We start from the raw sequence: 17,984 nt of genomic DNA on the forward strand, positions 1-17,984 counted from the left end.
GCGTGTATTCTTTGTGATCTATGCCTTGCGCAGGGCAATCAACAATCTCAGCGAATTGATGGTCACCAGCACCGTCGCCCCGGTGTCAGCCAGAACCGCAAGCCAAAGGCCGGTTAACCCGGTGATCGATGTCACCAGAAAGACCGCCTTAAGCCCCAATGCAATCGTGATGTTTTCACGGATCACCCGGCGTGCGGCCCGTGACAGCTTCACCAGATTAACCACATCGCCCAGCCGATCCTTGACCGCCACCGCATCGGCTGCCTCAAGGGCGATATCCGTACCCCCGCCGATCGCGATACCAACATCAGCGGATTTCAGTGCCGGGGCATCGTTGATGCCATCCCCGACCATCGCCACGGGGCCTGATCGTTTCGGATCATCCCGCAATTCTGCCAAGGCATTCAGTTTGTCTTCGGGCATCAGTTCGGCGCGATACTCCATGCCAAGCTCTGCGGCCATGCGTTTGGCAACCCGGTCCGCATCGCCTGTTAACATCATCGGTGTGATGTTAAGCCTGTTAAGTTCGCCAAGCGCGTTCTTCGCGTCACTGCGCGCCACATCGCGCAAGGCAAGGGCACCGATCACCTGCCTGTCTTTCAGGACAACAACAGCAGTGCTGCCGTCATCTTCTTGCGCGGTCAGCCAATCGCCCATCTCGCCATCCGGCATACCGTTCAGACGTTTGGCAGCACCCACCTGATACAGCGCCCCGTCAATGCGTCCTTCGACACCGGCACCGGCAATAGTTCTGGCCTGTTCGACCACAGGCAGATCAAGATTGCGGTTTTCGGCGGCCGTGACCACCGCGCGGGCCAAAGGATGCGATGTGACGGCCTCAAGGGCTGCGGCAATCGTCAGAATACCATTTTCGCCATAGCCATCAGCTGTTTTGATTGCGCTTAGTTTCGGTTTGCCTTCGGTCAGAGTACCGGTTTTGTCAAACGCCATGGTGCGCACAGCGCCGATCAGCTCCAGCGCAGCCCCACCCTTAACCAGAAGACCGATCCTGGTCGCGCGTGCCAGGGCGGAGGTTACCGCCGCCGGGGTGGAAATCACCAGGGCACAAGGGCAACCAATCAGAAGCAGCGCCAAACCACGATAAATCCATTCTTCCCATGCCTGCCCGAACAACAGCGGCGGGATCACGACCGTGGCCAGTGCGAGCCCCATGATGATCGGGGTATAGATGCGAGCAAACTTGGCAACAAAGCGTTCTACAGGTGCCTTGTGCTTTTCGCTTTGCTCGACCAGCTCAATCACGCGATCCAGCATGGTTTGGCCCGCCGCACGGGTCACGCGAATGCGGACCGGACTGTCGGTGACAATCGCACCGGCAAAAACATCCGTGCCGACGTCGCTAAAGACCGGGACCGATTCACCCGTCAGGTGGCTGTTGTCAATCTCGGCCACACCACTTTCAATCACGCCATCGGATGGCACCCGTTCGCCCGGACGGACTTCGATGATGTCATCAACAACCAGATCACGCGGTGTCACGGTCTCAAAACCCGCATCGACAACACGCCGTGCCTGCTCCGGGGTAAGCTTCATCAGCGCCTTTACCCCGCTTCTGGCACGCCCAGCAGCCACACCTTCAAGTCGCTCGCCAATGGCAAACAGCAGAACGACCATCCCGGCCTCGAGGCTTTCACCAATCGCCACCGCCCCGATGACGGCAACCGACATCAAAAGCTCGATCGAGAAGATCGCCCCGCTTTGCGCCAACCGCGCCGCCTTTTTCATCACAGGCAATGCTGCCAAAAGCGACGCCACCGACATGGCATAAGGCAACGTCACCGGGAAAATCGAACCAATAAGCCCGCCGAGTGCAAGGCAAATGGCGGCAAAGGCGATTTCATCATTTTCCGAGGACCATGGCGCGAAACGACGCAGAAGGCTCTGTTTGGGTGCATTTTGCGCGTCATCTGCGGAATTCGATGCCGCGTCATTGACGGTACTAGAGGCGCAACTGCTGCTGGCACAGCAAGACGGTCCGGTTGCTTTTGCAGCCCCCGGCGCATTCTTTTCCTGCGCCGGATATCCGAGCTTATTTAGGGTTTTGGTGATGTCTGAACGGGCTTCATCGTGGGCAGCATCAATACCAAGCGTCACGGTTTCGCGCATCATCGATACATCGATGCATGAAACGCCCTCAAACTTGCCAAGGGCGGTTTCGATCTTGGCAACACATGACCCGCAATCCATCCCGGCCACTTGCCAATGGTAGTGGTTCACCGCACCGCCATGCTGACGCAGGACTTCACGCATTTTCTCGTCGTCGGCCTGACTGATCGGGGCGGCGGCCGAAATGCCCTGCGCATCAATGACAAAACCATGATCAGGTACGGCCTTGTTCAGGGCATCAATCAGCGTATCACGGCATTGCGTGCAATTGCCGATGGCTGGCAGGTCATCCCATTTGGCGACGAAAGACATTCAAGGCCTCTTACGATCAAATTTCTGTTCATATGTTATATTCAAACTATGGTTCATATGTCTTTCTGTCAACCACATTCAAACCGTCATTTGAATATAGGGATTGCGCACAGAAATGCCACCGAACCACTCCTGGCGAAACGGCACGTCAAGATGTTGAATTCACAACCGAAATAGAATTAGTCGTGCGTCACATGCGCAAACACATCACGCACCACGCACGAGATATGTTCATCATCAATATGATAGAAAATATGCCTGCCGCGCCGTTCGGATGCCAGAATCCGCTGATCGCGCAAGTGGCGCAAATGATGACTGCACAGCGATTGCGACATCTCGGTCGCATCGGCAAGCTCCGAAACGGTCTGCGGCTTTTCCATGCAACGCAAAACAAGCTGAAGCCGCCCAGCATCGCCTAGCAGGGAAAAGATTTTCGCTGCCGCCTCGACATCAGGCAAAGCCAAGTCCGCGCCAACGGCCCGCGATGCATCGCGGGTGACGGCTTCGCCCTGCTCGGTGCTCAGACCAAGGCGGGCAGCCGCATCACATTCCTGACAGTCATCAGCATCAGTTGCGGGAACGGGCGTGCGAGGTTTTGTTTTGCTTTCTGACATGGGGCCTATTTTCCACGCCTGCCCGCACAAGGCAAGCGGCACATAAAAATTCGCCTAAATCGCCGTCGCTCTCGGCAGGCCCGAAACAAACCGGATTGACTCATTTCGATAAATTATTCATGTTTTACATGAATTTTATAGCTTGTCTCGGAATTCCCCTATTCAGGAGCCCCACAGATGTCCTCCACCCAACACACTGGTACGCTTAAGAATGTGCGCGCCATCAGCACCCTTCTTTACTGGGTCTGCGCGATTGCCATCATTTTTCAGATCCTGGTCGTGCCACTGGTGTGGTACGCGCCGGGCTGGGTTGAAGCCAGCACCAGTCAAATGACCGTCAGCCTTGCCGATCTGCACGCTCTCTCGGGTTGGCAGAAATACGTCACCATGGCGGTGATGATGATCCCGTCACTTGTTTTGGCCTATGGCCTGTATCGCTTGCGCAAGATGTTTGGCGCCTTCGCACGCAATGCCATTTTCCAGCCTGAACCCATCAGGCACCTCAAGGTATTTGGCATTGCCCTTCTGGCGCAAACCCTGATCAAACCGCTAACCGGTGCTGCCACCTCGGTCCTTGCGACTTTCCACCGCCCGGCCGGTGAACGGGTTCTGTCAATCGGGCTGAGTAATGCCGAGGCCAGCACGCTGTTTCTCGGCGGGCTGATCATTGTCATTGCCTGGGTACTGGGCGAAGCCGCCCGCATTGATGACGAAAATCGGAGCTTCGTCTAATGGCCATTATTGTTCGGCTGGACGTCATGCTGGCTACCCGCAAGATGAAGTCAAAGGACCTCGCCGCACGGATCGGGATTAGCGAACAGAACCTCTCGCTTTTGAAGTCCGGCAAAGTCCGCGGTGTGCGATTTGAAACGCTGTCGGCCATTTGCAAGGAGCTTGATTGCCAACCCGGTGATCTTTTGGAGTTTCAACCAGATTAGTGCCCGACCAATGCACGCAAGTCGAGCATGGGCAACTGCGCCCGCTTTTACGACTTTGTCCGATCCCCGGACGGGTCGTAGAACGGGCGCAAGGATGCTTCAGCACTTACCACTGTTCCGGCGACATCAATGCTGTAACTTGATGCAAGAATGTCGCCGGTCGTTTCGCCCGCGCATCCGATATAGCCCATCCCGACCGCCGTACCGACATGATGGCCATAGGCCCCCGATGTCAGATGACCGACGATCTTGCCATCGCGCAGGATCGGTTCGTTGTAGAACAAAAGCGGTTCCGGATCATTCAGGCGGAATTGCACTATCCGACGCGTCAAACCAGTTTCACCCTTGGCAAGCACGGCATCACGGCCAATGAAATCAGGCTTTTCGGTTTTAACCGCGAAGCCAAGCCCGGCTTCAAGCACATGATCCTCGCAGGTGATGTCATGCCCAAAGTGACGAAAGCCCTTTTCGATCCGGCACCCATCCATCATATGCAGGCCACACAATTTCAGGCCATGGTCTTCGCCAGCCGCCAGTAGTGTTTCAAACACATGGGCGGCCATGTCGGAACTGACATAGATTTCCCACCCCAATTCCCCGACATAGGAAACACGATGTGCACGCGCGATCCCCATGCCGATTTCGATTTCCTGTACCGTGCCAAACGGATTGGCCGCGTTTGAGAAATCGTTGGGTGATACGGAAGCTAACAGATCACGTGACTTCGGCCCCATAACGGCCAGAACCGCCTCACCCGCCGTGACATCAGTGATGACAACCATATGATCGTCAACATGGCGACGCATCCATGTCTCATCGGCCAGTCGCGTTGCAGCAGGTGTGACGACAAGATACGCCAGTTCCGACAGGCGGGTGATGGTCACATCTGCCTCGATCCCGCCGCGTGAATTCAGGAACTGGGTATAAACGATCTTGCCCACGGCCACGTCCATTTCCCCACCGCAGATGTGATTGAGGAAAGCGGTCGCATCCGGCCCCTCGACCCGGATTTTGCCAAAGGATGACATATCATAAAGCCCAACCCCGTTTCGGATCGCCAAATGCTCTGCCTTGGCATTGTCAAACCAGTTGGGGCGTTTCCAGCTATATTCATATTCCGGTTTCTGACCGTCATTAGCGAACCAGTTTGCACGCTCCCACCCTGCGAGCTCACCAAAGACTGCGCCGTTCTTTGCAAGGTGTTCATGCAGGGGCGAGCGACGAATGCCGCGTGATGTTGCCTTTTGCCGGAACGGATAATGATCGGCATACAGCAAACCCAGCGTTTCTGAAACACGTTCCGTCAGATAGGTCTTGTTGCCCTGAAATGGCTGCATGCGGGCAATATCGACATCACCAAGATCAAATGGCTTTTCGCCGTCTTCCATCCATTGCGCCAACGCCATCCCCGCCCCACCGGCCGATTGAATGCCGATGGAATTGAACCCGGCCGCGACCCAAACATTATCCATGCCCGGTGCCAAACCAAGGTGATAGGCGTCATCGGGCGTAAAGCTTTCAGGTCCATTAAAGAACGTATGAATGCCGGTTTGCCCCAGAAGCGGCAACCGGTTGATTGCCATTTCAAGGATCGGCTCGAAATGTTCGAAATCGGGTGGCAGTTCATCAAATTCGAAACTGTCGGGAATGCCGTCCATACCCCATGGCTTGGCCTTGGGCTCGAACATCCCCAAAAGGATCTTACCGGCATCTTCCTTGTAATAGGCGCACTCATCAGGCACGCGCAGAACCGGCAAATCACCCAAATCCGGAACGCTATCGGTGACGATGTAATAATGCTCGCACGCATGCAGCGGCACATTCACCCCGGCCATCTTGCCAACATCGCGCGCCCACATGCCCGCACAGTTGACCACCATATCGCAGGCAATTTCACCCTGATCACCATCCTCGGATTGCCACGAAACGGCTGTGATGCGCGATCCCTGTTTGGCCATGCCGGTGACTTTGGTGCGGCTATGGATTTTCGCACCACGTTTGGTCGCACCGCGCGCCAGTGACAGCGCGATATTGCCCGGATCACCCTGCCCGTCCTTGGGCAAATACACACCGGCTGTCACGCCATCCAGATTGACATGCGGGTAGCGTTCCCCGACATCAGTGGGTGAGATTTCTTCAATCTCCACCCCGAAGGCACCTGCCATGGCGGCCTGGCGGAACAATTCTTCCTTGCGATCCTCCGTCAGCGCGACGGTGATGGCACCAACGCGTTTGAAGCCTGTGGCGACCCCGGTTTCATCTTCAAGCGTCCCATAAAGTTCCTGGGAATATTTGGCAAGGCGGGTCATGTTGGCGGTTGCACGCAACTGGGCGATCAGGCCGGCCGCATGCCAGGTCGTGCCAGACGTCAGTTCCTTGCGTTCAAGCAAGACAACATCTTTCCAGCCCAATTTGGTCAGATGATAGGCCACCGAACAGCCAATCACGCCCCCGCCGATAATGACCACACGGGCCTTGTCCTGAATATTTGCCAACGCCATAGCCCCTTAAACGGAATGCACTGAAGATCTACCGGACGGTTTCCTGATCGGATGGCATGCCTGCGGTCGAACGCGGGATGCTCATATTGTTGTGCTGACGCTAAACAACAAGCATGACGGCGACAAGGGGAGATGGGGCCAAAAGATGGCTTGGCTCTATAAAATACGGCCAACTGGTACCAACAAACCGTTTATTGCGCAGGACTTTAAAAAGCCGCCATGACTGATCTATCGCCTGCGTTGACAACGTAAGTCAGATATCGTTCTCAAAATCAGGATTTCCAGTGACTTACGAATTAACCATTCTTGTTCTCAACGCGTTTCTCTGCCTGGCTTTTCCATGGGCCTATAACTATGCCTACGCCAAGCAGCCCGGCGTCGGTGGCAAGCGCCTCATGGGCAACCGTGAGTCCCTGCCAGAACGCACCGGAATGGCCGCACGCGGGGCACGCGCCCATCAGAACCATCTGGAAAACCTTGTTCCCTTTGCGATTATCGTGCTGACCGCACATGAAATCGGGGTGTCCAATAGTGTCACCGTTGCCTGTGCTGCCATATTCCTTGCAGCACGCATCGCGCATGCGGGCTTCTATCTTGCCGGCATCACGCGCATTCCGGGGATCAATGGCGTTCGATCCATCGCCTATTTCGTCAGCCTGTTTTCGATGCTGGTTTACGCGTCCCAACTGTTTCTGGCCTAGGTCGAAGCGAACATTTACATCCTTGATTGATCGCGCGCTTGCCGGGCGCTGTGACTTTTGCCTTAATGAACGCCAATAATGCCGTGCACAAAGCAGTGGCAACAGGGAATGCTTCAGGAAAGGACGTTTTACATGAAGCAGAAAGTCGCACTGGTCACCGGGGCCGCACGCGGGATCGGACTTGCCACTACCAAACTGTTTATCGATCAGGGCTGGAAAGTCGCCATGATTGATCGCGACGGACCAGAACTACATGCTGCGTCAAAAACCGTTTCGGATGTCGCTTCGGCCTTTGAATATGACGTCTCAGACCCCGCGCAGGTTGACCAGATGGTCGATGCCGTGCTTTCGGCCTTTGGTCGGTTAGATGCAGTCGTCAACAATGCCGGTGTTGCCGACTTCCTGCCGGTCGAGGAAACCAGCTTCGCCACCTGGCGCCGGATCATGGAAACCAACCTTGACGGTGTCTTCCTTGTCTCCCAGGCGACGATACCAGCACTCAAGGAAACCAAAGGCGCGATTGTCAATATCGGCTCGATATCGGGCCTTCGGGCATCAACACTGCGCGTTGCCTATGGCACATCAAAGGCGGCAGTTATTCACATGACCAAACAACAGGCCGCAGAACTGGGCGAATATGGCATTCGCGCCAATTGCGTCTGCCCCGGCCCGGTCAAAACCAAGCTCGCCATGGCGGTGCATTCACCAGAAATCATCTCGGCCTATCTCGACGCGATGCCGCTCGGCCGCTATGGCACAGAAAATGAAATCGCCGAAGTCATCCACTTCCTGTGCTCGGACAAGGCAAGCTTTGTCACCGGCCAGATCGTTGCCGCCGACGGCGGGTTCGAAACAACCGGCGTTGGCCTACCCGCCCTTCGCAGAGAGTAAAGGCAATGATCCCATGCGCCCGCTTCGCCTGATCATCGCATTGGCCGCCATATTGGCCTTGTCATCCTGCCTGACCTTCAATTGGCAGCGCAGCGTACAACAGGCATTGTCAAATGCATGCAACTCCTCAGGCGACTGCGGGTCGGAAGGGCCTACCAACTAATTGGCGTAGCTACAAACCGGTCAGCTTAAACTGTTTAGACATCGGAGATAGGGAACGATGGATAGAGTGCAACGCGGTCGCCTTGAGCATGCATTGAAAGCAGGGCACGCCTATCCTGTTCACCCGGACGGACTTCGGCTCGCTGGCGTGGACCCCATAGACCAAAACTCGCATTGGGAATATCGGTGCCGAGATGCAAAAACATTGCTTGAGATACTGGATGTCCAATGCTCAGTACATCAACTGCCGGCTAACGGGGAGCTAAGAACTTTTTATTATCGCGGCCACAGGGATGCAAGTTGGCCATTACTCCCAAGCGTATTTAGAAGTGCAAACGGAAGAGATGGCTCGAACAACAACTTTGATGCTCATTATCACGGCGGGGATCAAACATATGAAATCAATCAATATTGCAATTTTTTAGAAGCAGTAAACTCGCAAGGTATGTTTATTGAAGAAGAGGCTTTCGAGTTACTTAGACACCATCGACAGGGATCACACGACACCGAATCCTGGGTATTTAGGGATCTAAACTCAAAGATTGTACCAACAACGTTTCCGTCTTCTGGTCAGTTGCGAACACTGGCTCTTGCTCAACATTATGGCATCCCCACCCGCCTTCTTGACTGGACAAAGAATCCTTACGTTGCCCTCTTCATGGCGACAGAGGCTATCGATAGCGTCGAAGAGATGAAAAGGGAAATAAACTTCGGTATTTGGATGATACCCAAAGTTCTTTTCGATGTAACGAGTGCGTTCAAATACTTTTTCGTGATCGACGTCTCAAAATTTCAAAATGCGAATATTTCAGCTCAACACGGTTGTTTTTCATTGCATATCCCTCCACTCGAAGATGTTTTAGCGGACAGACACACTTTTCCGGTTTCTCGCAGTAATTCATCGTTCATGCATCTTGACGAATATCTTTGCGACAGCAATGGGGATGCACTGCATGAGGAGTTTTTAAACCGCATTACTGGCAAGCCCATGTTACTAACTCTGAAAAGTAACGAAGTGGGTTTGATCCGGCAAAAGCTTGATCAACTGCAAATGAACTGGACAACACTAATGCCGAACTTGGACGGAGCCGCAAAGGAAGCACTGCGCAGACAGAGAATGGACCGTATCATTGGTTAGAGTCCTAACAGCACATAACTCGTTCACGAAACGATAAACGGCGCGCCCTTTGGACGCGCCGTTTGTTGTTTCCGGTATCGGAAAACTTATTCCCACTCGATGGTTCCCGGTGGTTTGGATGTGAAGTCGTAGGTCACACGGTTGATACCGTTGACTTCGTTAATGATCCGGTTGGCGATGCGGCCAAGCAATTCTGGCGGGAACGGGAAGAAGTCCGCGGTCATGCCGTCGGTTGAGGTCACTGCGCGCAAGGCACATGCGTAATCGTATGTACGACCATCGCCCATAACGCCAACGGTACGAACCGGCAACAGAACGGCGAATGCCTGCCAGATGGCGTCATAAAGACCGGCATTGCGGATTTCTTCGAGATAGATCGCGTCTGCCTTGCGAAGCACATCAAGCTTTTCACGCGTGATCGGCTGGCCCGGGATGCGGATGGCAAGGCCCGGTCCAGGGAACGGGTGACGGCCGACAAAGCTGTCAGGCAGGCCGAGTTCACGGCCCAGATCACGGACTTCGTCCTTGAACAGCTCACGAAGTGGTTCGACCAGCTTCATGTTCATGCGTTCCGGAAGGCCGCCAACGTTGTGGTGCGACTTGATGGTGACCGACGGACCGCCAGTGAAGGACACACTTTCGATCACGTCGGGATAGAGCGTGCCTTGTGCCAGGAAGTCTGCACCACCGATTTTCTTGGCTTCTTGTTCGAACACTTCGATGAACAGACGGCCAATGGTTTTGCGTTTCACTTCCGGGTCGGTTTCGCCTTCGATGGCACCGATGAAGGTGTCGGATGCATCAACATGCACCAGCGGAATGTTGTAATGGTCACGGAACAGGGTGACAACCTGATCGGCCTCGCCCGAACGCATGAAACCATGATCCACAAACACACAGGTCAGCTGATCGCCAATCGCTTCGTGGATCAGAACTGCTGTGACGGAACTGTCAACACCCCCCGAAAGACCACAGATGACCTTGCCATCACCGACCTGTTTGCGGATCTTGTCGATCGCATCGTCTTTATAGGCATTCATGGTCCAGTCGCCGGAACATCCGGCAACACCATGGGTGAAGTTCTTGAGAAGCTGCGCACCATGCGGGGTGTGGACCACTTCCGGGTGGAACTGCACGGCATAGAATTTCTTGTCGTCATTGGCGATGGCGGCAAACGGTGCGCCTTCGGATTTACCAACAACGCGGAAACCATCGGGCAACGCGTCAACGCGGTCGCCGTGGCTCATCCAGACCTGTTCGCGAGCACCCTCGGCCCAGACACCTTTGAAAAGATCGCAATCTTCGATTACATCGACAAAGGCACGACCGAATTCACGATGATCAGAGGTCGCAACCTTGCCGCCCAGCTGATTGACCATGGTTTGCTGACCATAGCAAATGCCCAGAACCGGCACGCCGAGCTCAAACACCTTTGCCGGTGCCGAAGGGGCCTTGTCCCAATGGACAGACGCCGGGCCCCCCGAAAGGATCACGGCCTTGGGGGCATATTCATCCAGGAACGCGTCCGAGATGTTGTTAAAAGGATGGATCTCGCTATAGACACCGCTTTCGCGCACGCGACGTGCAATAAGCTGGGTGACCTGGGATCCGAAATCAATAATCAGCACGCGATCAGTCATCGGGCCGTAACTCCGTCGAAGATTGGGTTGCGCCGTACATACGCCAAACCATCGTGATGGGCAACCCGGCGCAGATGGTCCCCCAACGATGCATTCAAAAAACTTGTCTTGTTGTTACGAGTGTCGCGGTGCAATTGCGGCGGATTTGCGCGCAGAGCACCCCGAAAACCCCACAATTGGTCCCTTTTTTCCGCGCAATGGGCGCGCAGTATCTGAGCTAACGGAACGCGGGAAACACCGCGTCCAAGCACGAGCATCAAACGATTGATCAACGCAAGGGACACATCATCATGAGCACTTCCACCGGTAGCAAAATTGCCATGGCCGTCGCGGGCCTTATCCTCATTGCCGGCACGGCAACCGCAATCGCCATGACCCAGAAAGACGGTGGCACCAGCCTGCCGATCATTGGCACCGAAGAAACCGCACCGGCGCAAAACGGCAAAGACCTGATCCCTGATAGCGCCGAAGAAATCGTTCCGGGCATGAAAAACCTTGAGAACGGCGACGCATCCAAAGGAAGCGACGGTAGTGCAACTGGCACCGGCACCATCTTTGACGAGCCGGTACAGACCACCGAGTAACGCATAAGCGCGTTGACGGTTAAACAAAATCGGCCCTGCGAGCATCACTCGCAGGGCCTTTTGATTTGCAGGCAGAACAAGGGCGGTGTGAGGCTGGGACTGGGTTCCATATGCCATTACCGCCAGTGTCATTACTTTACCTTGCCTTTTGCGGTGCGTTCGAACACCGCTACAAAGAAACCATCCGTGCCATGCACATTCGGCGACAAACGCAGCCACGGCTTGTCCTTGCCGCCCGGTACAGGCACTGATTTTGGCGCATCCGGCCAGATTTCGTTAACCGGCACCGGTTTAAAATCCTTGCGATCGCGCATGAAGGTTTCGATCAGACGTTCGTTTTCCTCGGGCATGATCGAGCAGGTAGCATAAATCAGGCGCCCGCCCTTGGTGACCTTGGCGGCACCGGCCTTAAGGATTTTGCTTTGTTCAGCCATCAGACCGCGCAGGTCACGCTGACCAATGCGCCAGCGCAGTGCCGGGTTACGACGCAGCGTCCCAAGGCCCGAGCACGGCACATCAAGCAATACACGATCAAAGAAGCCCGACTTGTTACGAAGCCAGCTGTCACGTTCGTCGGCAATGATGCGTTGTTGGATGCAATCGCCTGCCCCGGCACGACGTGCACGTTTGCGCGCATTGTCCAGACGACCGCCATGGGTATCACAGGCAAGAATACGGCCCTTGCCGCGCATGTCCGCCGCAAGACCAAGCGTCTTGCCGCCACCGCCCGCACACATATCCAAAATCGTCATGCCCGGCTTGGCATCGACCAGATGCACGCAAATCTGCGATGCTTCATCCTGGATTTCGATCAGGCCGTCTTTGTAGGCGGCCGTGACCAGCATGTTCAAACCAAGTGGTAAACGAAGACCATTGGGGGCATAGGGCGTGCGTTCGATATCCTTGATACCATCAGCCTTCAGCGACTTGATCGCATCTTCGACAGTGCCGCGCAGGCGGTTCACGCGCAGATCAAGTTTGGCTGGCTGGTTATACGCCGCCATTTCGGCTGCAAGGTTTTCGTGATGCAGCTTCATCAGTTCGGTATAAAGCCATTTCGGCAATTCGGCCTTTACCGCACCGGGCTGCGCATCATGATCAAGTGTTTTGCCCGAAAGCTTGTTGATCAGATGCTTTTCATTGGGACGCAAAATATCGGGGCAGAATTGTTCGCCGCAGAAACGATCTTCGATGTCGCTGGTTGTTAAACCGTCATGCAACACCAGATCGGCGATCATGCGCGCACGACCGTCCTGGAACTGATAATCGCATTCCGCCAGCCACCACCCCAGACGCGCCTGATGACGGATCAGGTTATAGAAACGTTCGCTGATTTCACGACGATCCCCGCCGCCGATATACCGGCGTGATCCGAAATAGCCTGACACAACGCGGTCAGCGTCATCTCGGTTATGGGTCCAGCCATCGTAAAGTTCGATAACGGCTGCTATGCGGGCACCGGGTTTCAAAGCGTAAAATCCAACCTGTTTGTGGGTGAAAGACTGCTTCGCATATGGGAAGCAAACAATCACTCTACGATAAAAAAGCTGATGACGGCAGGAAGGCCTGCCGTCATCGAAATTTGAATGCGCCTCATATCATGGCAAAGACCATTCGCCAACAGCGTCAAACGCAAGGCTGGTCAGCCAATCAGCAGGCGCAAGTCCATCAGCCGCCCGGACGATAGTTCGGTGCTTCGCGGGTGATGGTCACGTCGTGCGCGTGGCTTTCGCGCAGGCCAGCATTGGTGATGCGAACAAATTCTGCACGTTCGCGGAAATCCGCAAGCGTTGCCGAACCGGTATAGCCCATGGATGCCTTAAGACCGCCAACCAGCTGATGGATGATCTGACCAGCCGGGCCTTTGTAAGGAACGCGGCCTTCGATGCCTTCGGGAACCAGTTTGAGGTTGTCCTGAACATCCTGCTGGAAATAACGGTCTGCCGAGCCGCGTGCCATCGCACCGACCGACCCCATACCACGGTAGGATTTATAAGAACGGCCCTGATACAGGATGACTTCACCCGGGGCTTCGTCGGTACCGGCCAGAAGCGAGCCGACCATGCAAGTGCTTGCACCGGCTGCCATCGCCTTGGCGATATCGCCAGAGAACTTGATACCGCCATCGGCAATGATCGGCACACCAAGCTTGTGGGCCATTTCGCCACATTCCAAAACAGCGGTCAGCTGCGGCACGCCAACACCGGCAACGATACGTGTCGTACAGATCGAGCCCGGGCCGATACCGACCTTGACCGCATCTGCACCGGCTTCTGCCAGCGCCTTGACGGCGTCTGCGGTTGCAACGTTACCAGCGATGATCTGGGTATCGCCAACCTGGGCCTTGATCTGCTCAACCGCCTTGATCACGCCGGCCGAATGGCCGTGTGCGGTATCAATGACCAGAACGTCGACGCCAGCCTCAATAAGGGCTGCGGCGCGTTCAAAGCCGGCCTCGCCGACACCGGTCGCTGCGGCAACGCGCAGGCGACCGCTTTCATCTTTACAAGCGTTCGGGTGAAGTTTGGCTTTTTCGATGTCCTTGACCGTGATCAGGCCGGTGCAACGATAGGCTTCATCCACCACAAGCAGCTTTTCGATGCGGTGCTGGTGAAGGAGTTTCTTGGCTTCGGTGGTATCGACATTCTCGGTCACCGTGACCAGACCCTCGTGAGTCATCAGTTCGGAAACCGGCTGCGAACGGTTGGATGCAAAACGAACATCGCGGTTGGTCAGAATGCCGACCAGCTTGTTCGAACCACGTTCGACAACCGGGATACCGGAAATGTGGTTGGCATCCATCAGGTCGAGCGCATCTGCAAGCGTTTGATCAGGATGAATGGTGATCGGGTTGACGACCATACCCGATTCGAACTTTTTCACGCGGCGAACTTCTTCGGCCTGCTGTGCGATATCGAGGTTCTTGTGAATGACCCCCATGCCGCCATGCTGTGCCATGACAATCGCCATTGCACTTTCGGTAACGGTATCCATTGCCGAGGAAAGCAGCGGTATTCTGAGTTCAATATTCTTGGTAATGCGGGTGTTGGTCTGCACCTGAGCAGGCAGCACTTCTGATGCTGCGGGTTTGATCAATACGTCGTCAAACGTCAGGGCTTCGGCAATGCGGGTCATCTGGCCACCTCGTTAATCTGAGTTGGCGCGGAATTTATACACGTTATGCCCCAAATGCCAAGTTTTGTGCGCCCATAACAGCCCTGTGATTTTATTGATGCTTTATTTTGCGCATTCCGTTAGAAACTGGTCGATGGGGCTGCCGTCAGGCGAGCCCCTTTTTCATTTCCGCAAATGCAAACCTTGGAAACGCGGGCCTAAAGGCTAAAGACAAACTGGTCGTAGTCCATGCCCGCGTCATTCAGCAGGTCGGTGACCATCTTGATCCCGCGTGCCATGCCTTCCTTGCGGTTGGCTTCCTTGGCCTCTTCTTCACACAGTGCCTTATAAAGCGGGATGACCTTTTCGACCGCATCACGACGCGGCACGCGGCGGTTGGAATGATATCCGATGATCTTGCCATCCGGACCGAAGCTTGGCGTAACGTTTGCCAAGACCCAGTAATGGTCGCCATTGGCACTGCGATTGATCACATAGGCGAAAATCTCGCGCCCGGCCTCAATGGTTTGCCACAGCAAGGCAAAGACCGACCTTGGCATATCGGGATGGCGGATGATGCTGTGTGGCTGACCAAGGATATCGCGTTCACGATATCCGGCAACACGCAGGAACGTGTCATTGGCATATGTAATCCTGCCCTTGAGATCGGTCTTTGAGACGATGATCTCATGCTCGTCAAAATGACGTTCCACCCCTGTCAGGCTAAGATTGTCCTGTTTCATCAGATAAACCCCACAAGCAATGGCCACCCCACATGGCCCGTTCCACCCGGAATGCAAGATTAACTTCTTGCCACCTTGATCATTAACGCCTTGGGCGCGATCAGGGTTTGATGTAACGCAACAATGCCTGAAGAATTATAACTATTCCAGTCTATCCCATTGTGGATATTGGAATAATTTATTGATGCCTATTCGATCGGCGACCAGTTGTCGTCTTCGCGGATTTCGGCGTTCTTGATGTCGTCCTCGGCGTTGTTCTGGCCGCGGAAACCGGTCGCGATCAGATAGGCCTCGGGACTTTCGGGGCGGGATGCTGGTGGTTTGGCGTGTTTGGTCACGCGGAAGTTCTTTTTGACACGGTCAAGAAGCTCGTTCTCGGTACCGCCCTTGAACACCTTGGCAATGAAAATACCGCCCGGTGCCAGAACTTCCTCGGCAAACAGCAAAGCATGTTCGACCAGATCAATAATACGAATGTGGTCGGTCTGACGGTGGCCGGTGGTTTCCGGTGACATGTCCGAAATTACGGCATCAACCGCGCCCTGCAATTCGTGCTTGATCATGTCCGGCGCCTTGGGATCAAGGAAATCGGCCTGCAAACAGGTCGCACCCGAAATGCCTTCCCATTCAAGGATATCAAGGCCGACAACCTGACCCTTGCCATGTTTGGAGCCGACCATATCCACCGCCACCTGCGTCCAGCCGCCAGGGGCCGCACCAAGGTCAACGATGCGCATGCCCGGTTGCAGCAGATCAAACTGGTTGTTGATTTCAATCAGCTTGAAGGCCGCACGCGAACGATAGCCAAGACGCTTGGCTTCTTGCACATACGGGTCATTGAGTTGGCGATCAAGCCAGCGGGTCGAGGAAATCTTGCGCCCCTTGGCACTTTTTACACGCGTACGCAGGCCACGGCGTGCGCCGGTGTCGATGGCTGCAATGGCCGAACCCTTGCGGCGGCGCTGCCCGCCTTTTCCGCTGCGATTGTCGCTCATGATTTATCCTGAACTGAATTCTGTTTTGGCCAGACCTGCCGGGACATGGATGTCAACCGATCAGGAGGAAGCCGGAATATGCGACACTGTATGACGGCGTGCGTCGCATGGGTCAATAGCGTGGCCATCTGCGCGCATCAAATCGACCAGAATACCTTCGCGAAGCCCACGGTCGGCGACCTTAAGCGTCGCCAAAGGCCAGATATCACGAATCGCGGCAAAGATCGCCGCCCCGGCATCCATCAGTTCGGCGCGCTGATTACCAATGCACGGATGGCCCTTGCGTTTGTCCGATCCCATGCGCAGCAAAAGCTCGGTCACACGTTCCGCATCATCAAACCGCAGATCAGACCCATCGACCTTGTGACGTTCATAACGTTCAAGACCAAGGGCAATGCCGCAGAATGTGGTAACGGTCCCCGATGTGCCAACCATCTGGACCTTGTCATCATCAAGCATGTCCGAGCAGCAATTGCGCTTGGCAAATTCTTCAAGACGCTGACGGATTTCGGTGCGCATGGCTTCAAACCGTTCGCGGCGTTCCTCGACCGTGGCATAACGTTCGGTCAGGCACAGAACACCGCATGGCATGGATAGGGTCTCAATGCACTGGGTCTTGCCGGTCTTGTCGACCTTGATCCAGCAGATCTCTGTACTGCCACCGCCAATATCAAACACCACCGCATAAGGCCGTTCATCCAGAAGGGCCGAGCAGGCCTGAAGCGCCAGACGGCTTTCCTCATCCGGATTGATGATATCAAGCGAGATACCGGTTTCATCGAAAACGCGACGAACGAATTCATCACGGTTATTGGCAGTGCGGCAGGCCTCGGTTGCAACGGCACGAAGCTTTGCCCCCGGATGGCGGCGCAGTTTTTTGGCACAGACCCGAAGCGCATCAATCGCCCGGTCCATCGCCGCTTCACACAGATAACCCTTTTCACGCACACCTTCGCCAAGGCGCACGACACGCGAAAAGGCATCAATCACCTTGAAGCCATCATTGCACGGCCGCGCGACCAGAAGTCGGCAGTTTGAACTGCCCAAATCAATCGCGGCATAAAGCGGGGCTGTAATGCAATCGACGATGCGCGATGATTTCGCGCCACCGTCGGGGACTTGAACGGCGGTTCCCGGTTGCGGCATGCCCGGTTTATCGGGGCCATCAAGCACGGCATGCCCGCCCATCGCAGCGCCGCCTGCCGGGCTGCTGCCCCTGTGCGAGTTGCTATGGGGGGATTGGTGCTTCACCGTTCGAAAACCTGCCTTCTGTTACGCGCATAATTTCTATATCGCGGATCATCATGATATTTATGTGACGATCTCGCGAATCAACTATATGAGTGTAACGACAATCCCCGGCAAGGCAAATCCCGTATGCGGTAATCGCATGGTTGACCAGATGGAAACAAAAAAGGGGTTGCCAAAACCGGGCGGGTTTTATACATAGCGGCCCACACCGCGCCACACGTCGCGCACGGTGGACCAAGTTTTGTTGGGGAATAGGTTAACGGTAGACCTACG

At 55.2% G+C, this 17,984-nt stretch carries 15 protein-coding genes; 6 read left to right on the forward strand and 9 right to left on the reverse strand.

The window, feature by feature from the left end; all coding sequences use genetic code 11:
* Positions 1–18: 18 nt before the first annotated feature.
* Both TH2_RS19430 and TH2_RS19435 read right to left on the reverse strand, forming a co-directional pair.
* A complete protein-coding gene (locus TH2_RS19430; protein WP_008892157.1) occupies positions 19–2,439 on the reverse strand; it encodes a heavy metal translocating P-type ATPase in 2,421 nt (806 codons plus the stop codon).
* 179 nt (positions 2,440–2,618) lie between these two features.
* The gene (locus tag TH2_RS19435; protein ID WP_008892158.1) at positions 2,619–3,053 is read right to left on the reverse strand and encodes an ArsR/SmtB family transcription factor; all 435 of its coding nucleotides are present in this window, start codon (positions 3,051–3,053) and stop codon (positions 2,619–2,621) included.
* A gap of 177 nt (positions 3,054–3,230) precedes the next feature.
* Here TH2_RS19435 and TH2_RS19440 point away from each other — a divergent pair, with 177 nt between their 5' ends.
* A complete protein-coding gene (locus tag TH2_RS19440; protein ID WP_008892159.1) occupies positions 3,231–3,785 on the forward strand; it encodes a DUF2975 domain-containing protein in 555 nt (184 codons plus the stop codon).
* On the forward strand, positions 3,785–3,991 hold the full coding sequence (locus TH2_RS19445) for a helix-turn-helix domain-containing protein (RefSeq protein ID WP_008892160.1): 207 nt from the start codon (positions 3,785–3,787) through the stop codon (positions 3,989–3,991). Before TH2_RS19440 ends, TH2_RS19445 begins: the two co-directional genes overlap by 1 nt.
* Positions 3,992–4,038: 47 nt before the next feature.
* Here the strand turns inward: TH2_RS19445 and TH2_RS19450 are convergent, their stop codons facing one another.
* Positions 4,039–6,492, reverse strand: coding sequence for a GcvT family protein (locus TH2_RS19450; protein WP_008892161.1), 2,454 nt, complete (start codon positions 6,490–6,492; stop codon positions 4,039–4,041).
* Positions 6,493–6,776: 284 nt separating this feature from the next.
* On the opposite strand from TH2_RS19450, the gene TH2_RS19455 reads away from it, so the two are divergent.
* From TH2_RS19455 to TH2_RS20835, 3 genes are all read left to right on the forward strand, one after another.
* Positions 6,777–7,193 (forward strand): MAPEG family protein, encoded by a 417-nt coding sequence (locus tag TH2_RS19455; RefSeq protein ID WP_008892162.1) that lies wholly within the window; start codon positions 6,777–6,779, stop codon positions 7,191–7,193.
* 132 nt (positions 7,194–7,325) lie between these two features.
* Positions 7,326–8,084: an SDR family NAD(P)-dependent oxidoreductase gene (locus TH2_RS19460; protein ID WP_008892163.1), complete on the forward strand. Its 759-nt coding sequence runs from the start codon at positions 7,326–7,328 to the stop codon at positions 8,082–8,084.
* Positions 8,085–8,304: 220 nt separating this feature from the next.
* Positions 8,305–9,384, forward strand: coding sequence for an FRG domain-containing protein (locus tag TH2_RS20835; protein ID WP_008892164.1), 1,080 nt, complete (start codon positions 8,305–8,307; stop codon positions 9,382–9,384).
* Positions 9,385–9,470: 86 nt separating this feature from the next.
* On the opposite strand, the gene guaA is transcribed toward TH2_RS20835, so the two are convergent.
* Complete coding sequence (gene guaA, locus TH2_RS19470; protein ID WP_008892165.1) at positions 9,471–11,024, reverse strand: glutamine-hydrolyzing GMP synthase; 1,554 nt, start codon at positions 11,022–11,024, stop codon at positions 9,471–9,473.
* Between the two features lie 290 nt (positions 11,025–11,314).
* On the opposite strand from guaA, the gene TH2_RS19475 reads away from it, so the two are divergent.
* Positions 11,315–11,608, forward strand: coding sequence for a hypothetical protein (locus TH2_RS19475; protein WP_008892166.1), 294 nt, complete (start codon positions 11,315–11,317; stop codon positions 11,606–11,608).
* 131 nt (positions 11,609–11,739) lie between these two features.
* On the opposite strand, the gene TH2_RS19480 is transcribed toward TH2_RS19475, so the two are convergent.
* The 5 genes from TH2_RS19480 to TH2_RS19500 all read right to left on the reverse strand — a co-directional run bounded on the left by TH2_RS19480 (position 11,740) and on the right by TH2_RS19500 (position 17,711).
* Positions 11,740–13,077 carry an RsmB/NOP family class I SAM-dependent RNA methyltransferase gene (locus TH2_RS19480; RefSeq protein ID WP_008892167.1) on the reverse strand — a complete coding sequence of 446 codons (1,338 nt, stop codon included), beginning with the start codon at positions 13,075–13,077 and terminating at the stop codon, positions 11,740–11,742.
* A gap of 199 nt (positions 13,078–13,276) precedes the next feature.
* Positions 13,277–14,743: an IMP dehydrogenase gene (guaB, locus tag TH2_RS19485; RefSeq protein ID WP_008892168.1), complete on the reverse strand. Its 1,467-nt coding sequence runs from the start codon at positions 14,741–14,743 to the stop codon at positions 13,277–13,279.
* 197 nt (positions 14,744–14,940) lie between these two features.
* Positions 14,941–15,465 (reverse strand): PAS domain-containing protein, encoded by a 525-nt coding sequence (locus tag TH2_RS19490; RefSeq protein WP_040824713.1) that lies wholly within the window; start codon positions 15,463–15,465, stop codon positions 14,941–14,943.
* Between the two features lie 188 nt (positions 15,466–15,653).
* Positions 15,654–16,460 carry an RlmE family RNA methyltransferase gene (locus tag TH2_RS19495; RefSeq protein WP_008892170.1) on the reverse strand — a complete coding sequence of 269 codons (807 nt, stop codon included), beginning with the start codon at positions 16,458–16,460 and terminating at the stop codon, positions 15,654–15,656.
* Positions 16,461–16,520: 60 nt separating this feature from the next.
* A complete protein-coding gene (locus tag TH2_RS19500; RefSeq protein ID WP_232308479.1) occupies positions 16,521–17,711 on the reverse strand; it encodes a Ppx/GppA phosphatase family protein in 1,191 nt (396 codons plus the stop codon).
* Positions 17,712–17,984: the final 273 nt, after the last annotated feature.

The organism is Thalassospira profundimaris WP0211 (genome assembly GCF_000300275.1).
In the GTDB taxonomy this organism is placed as follows: domain Bacteria; phylum Pseudomonadota; class Alphaproteobacteria; order Rhodospirillales; family Thalassospiraceae; genus Thalassospira; species Thalassospira profundimaris.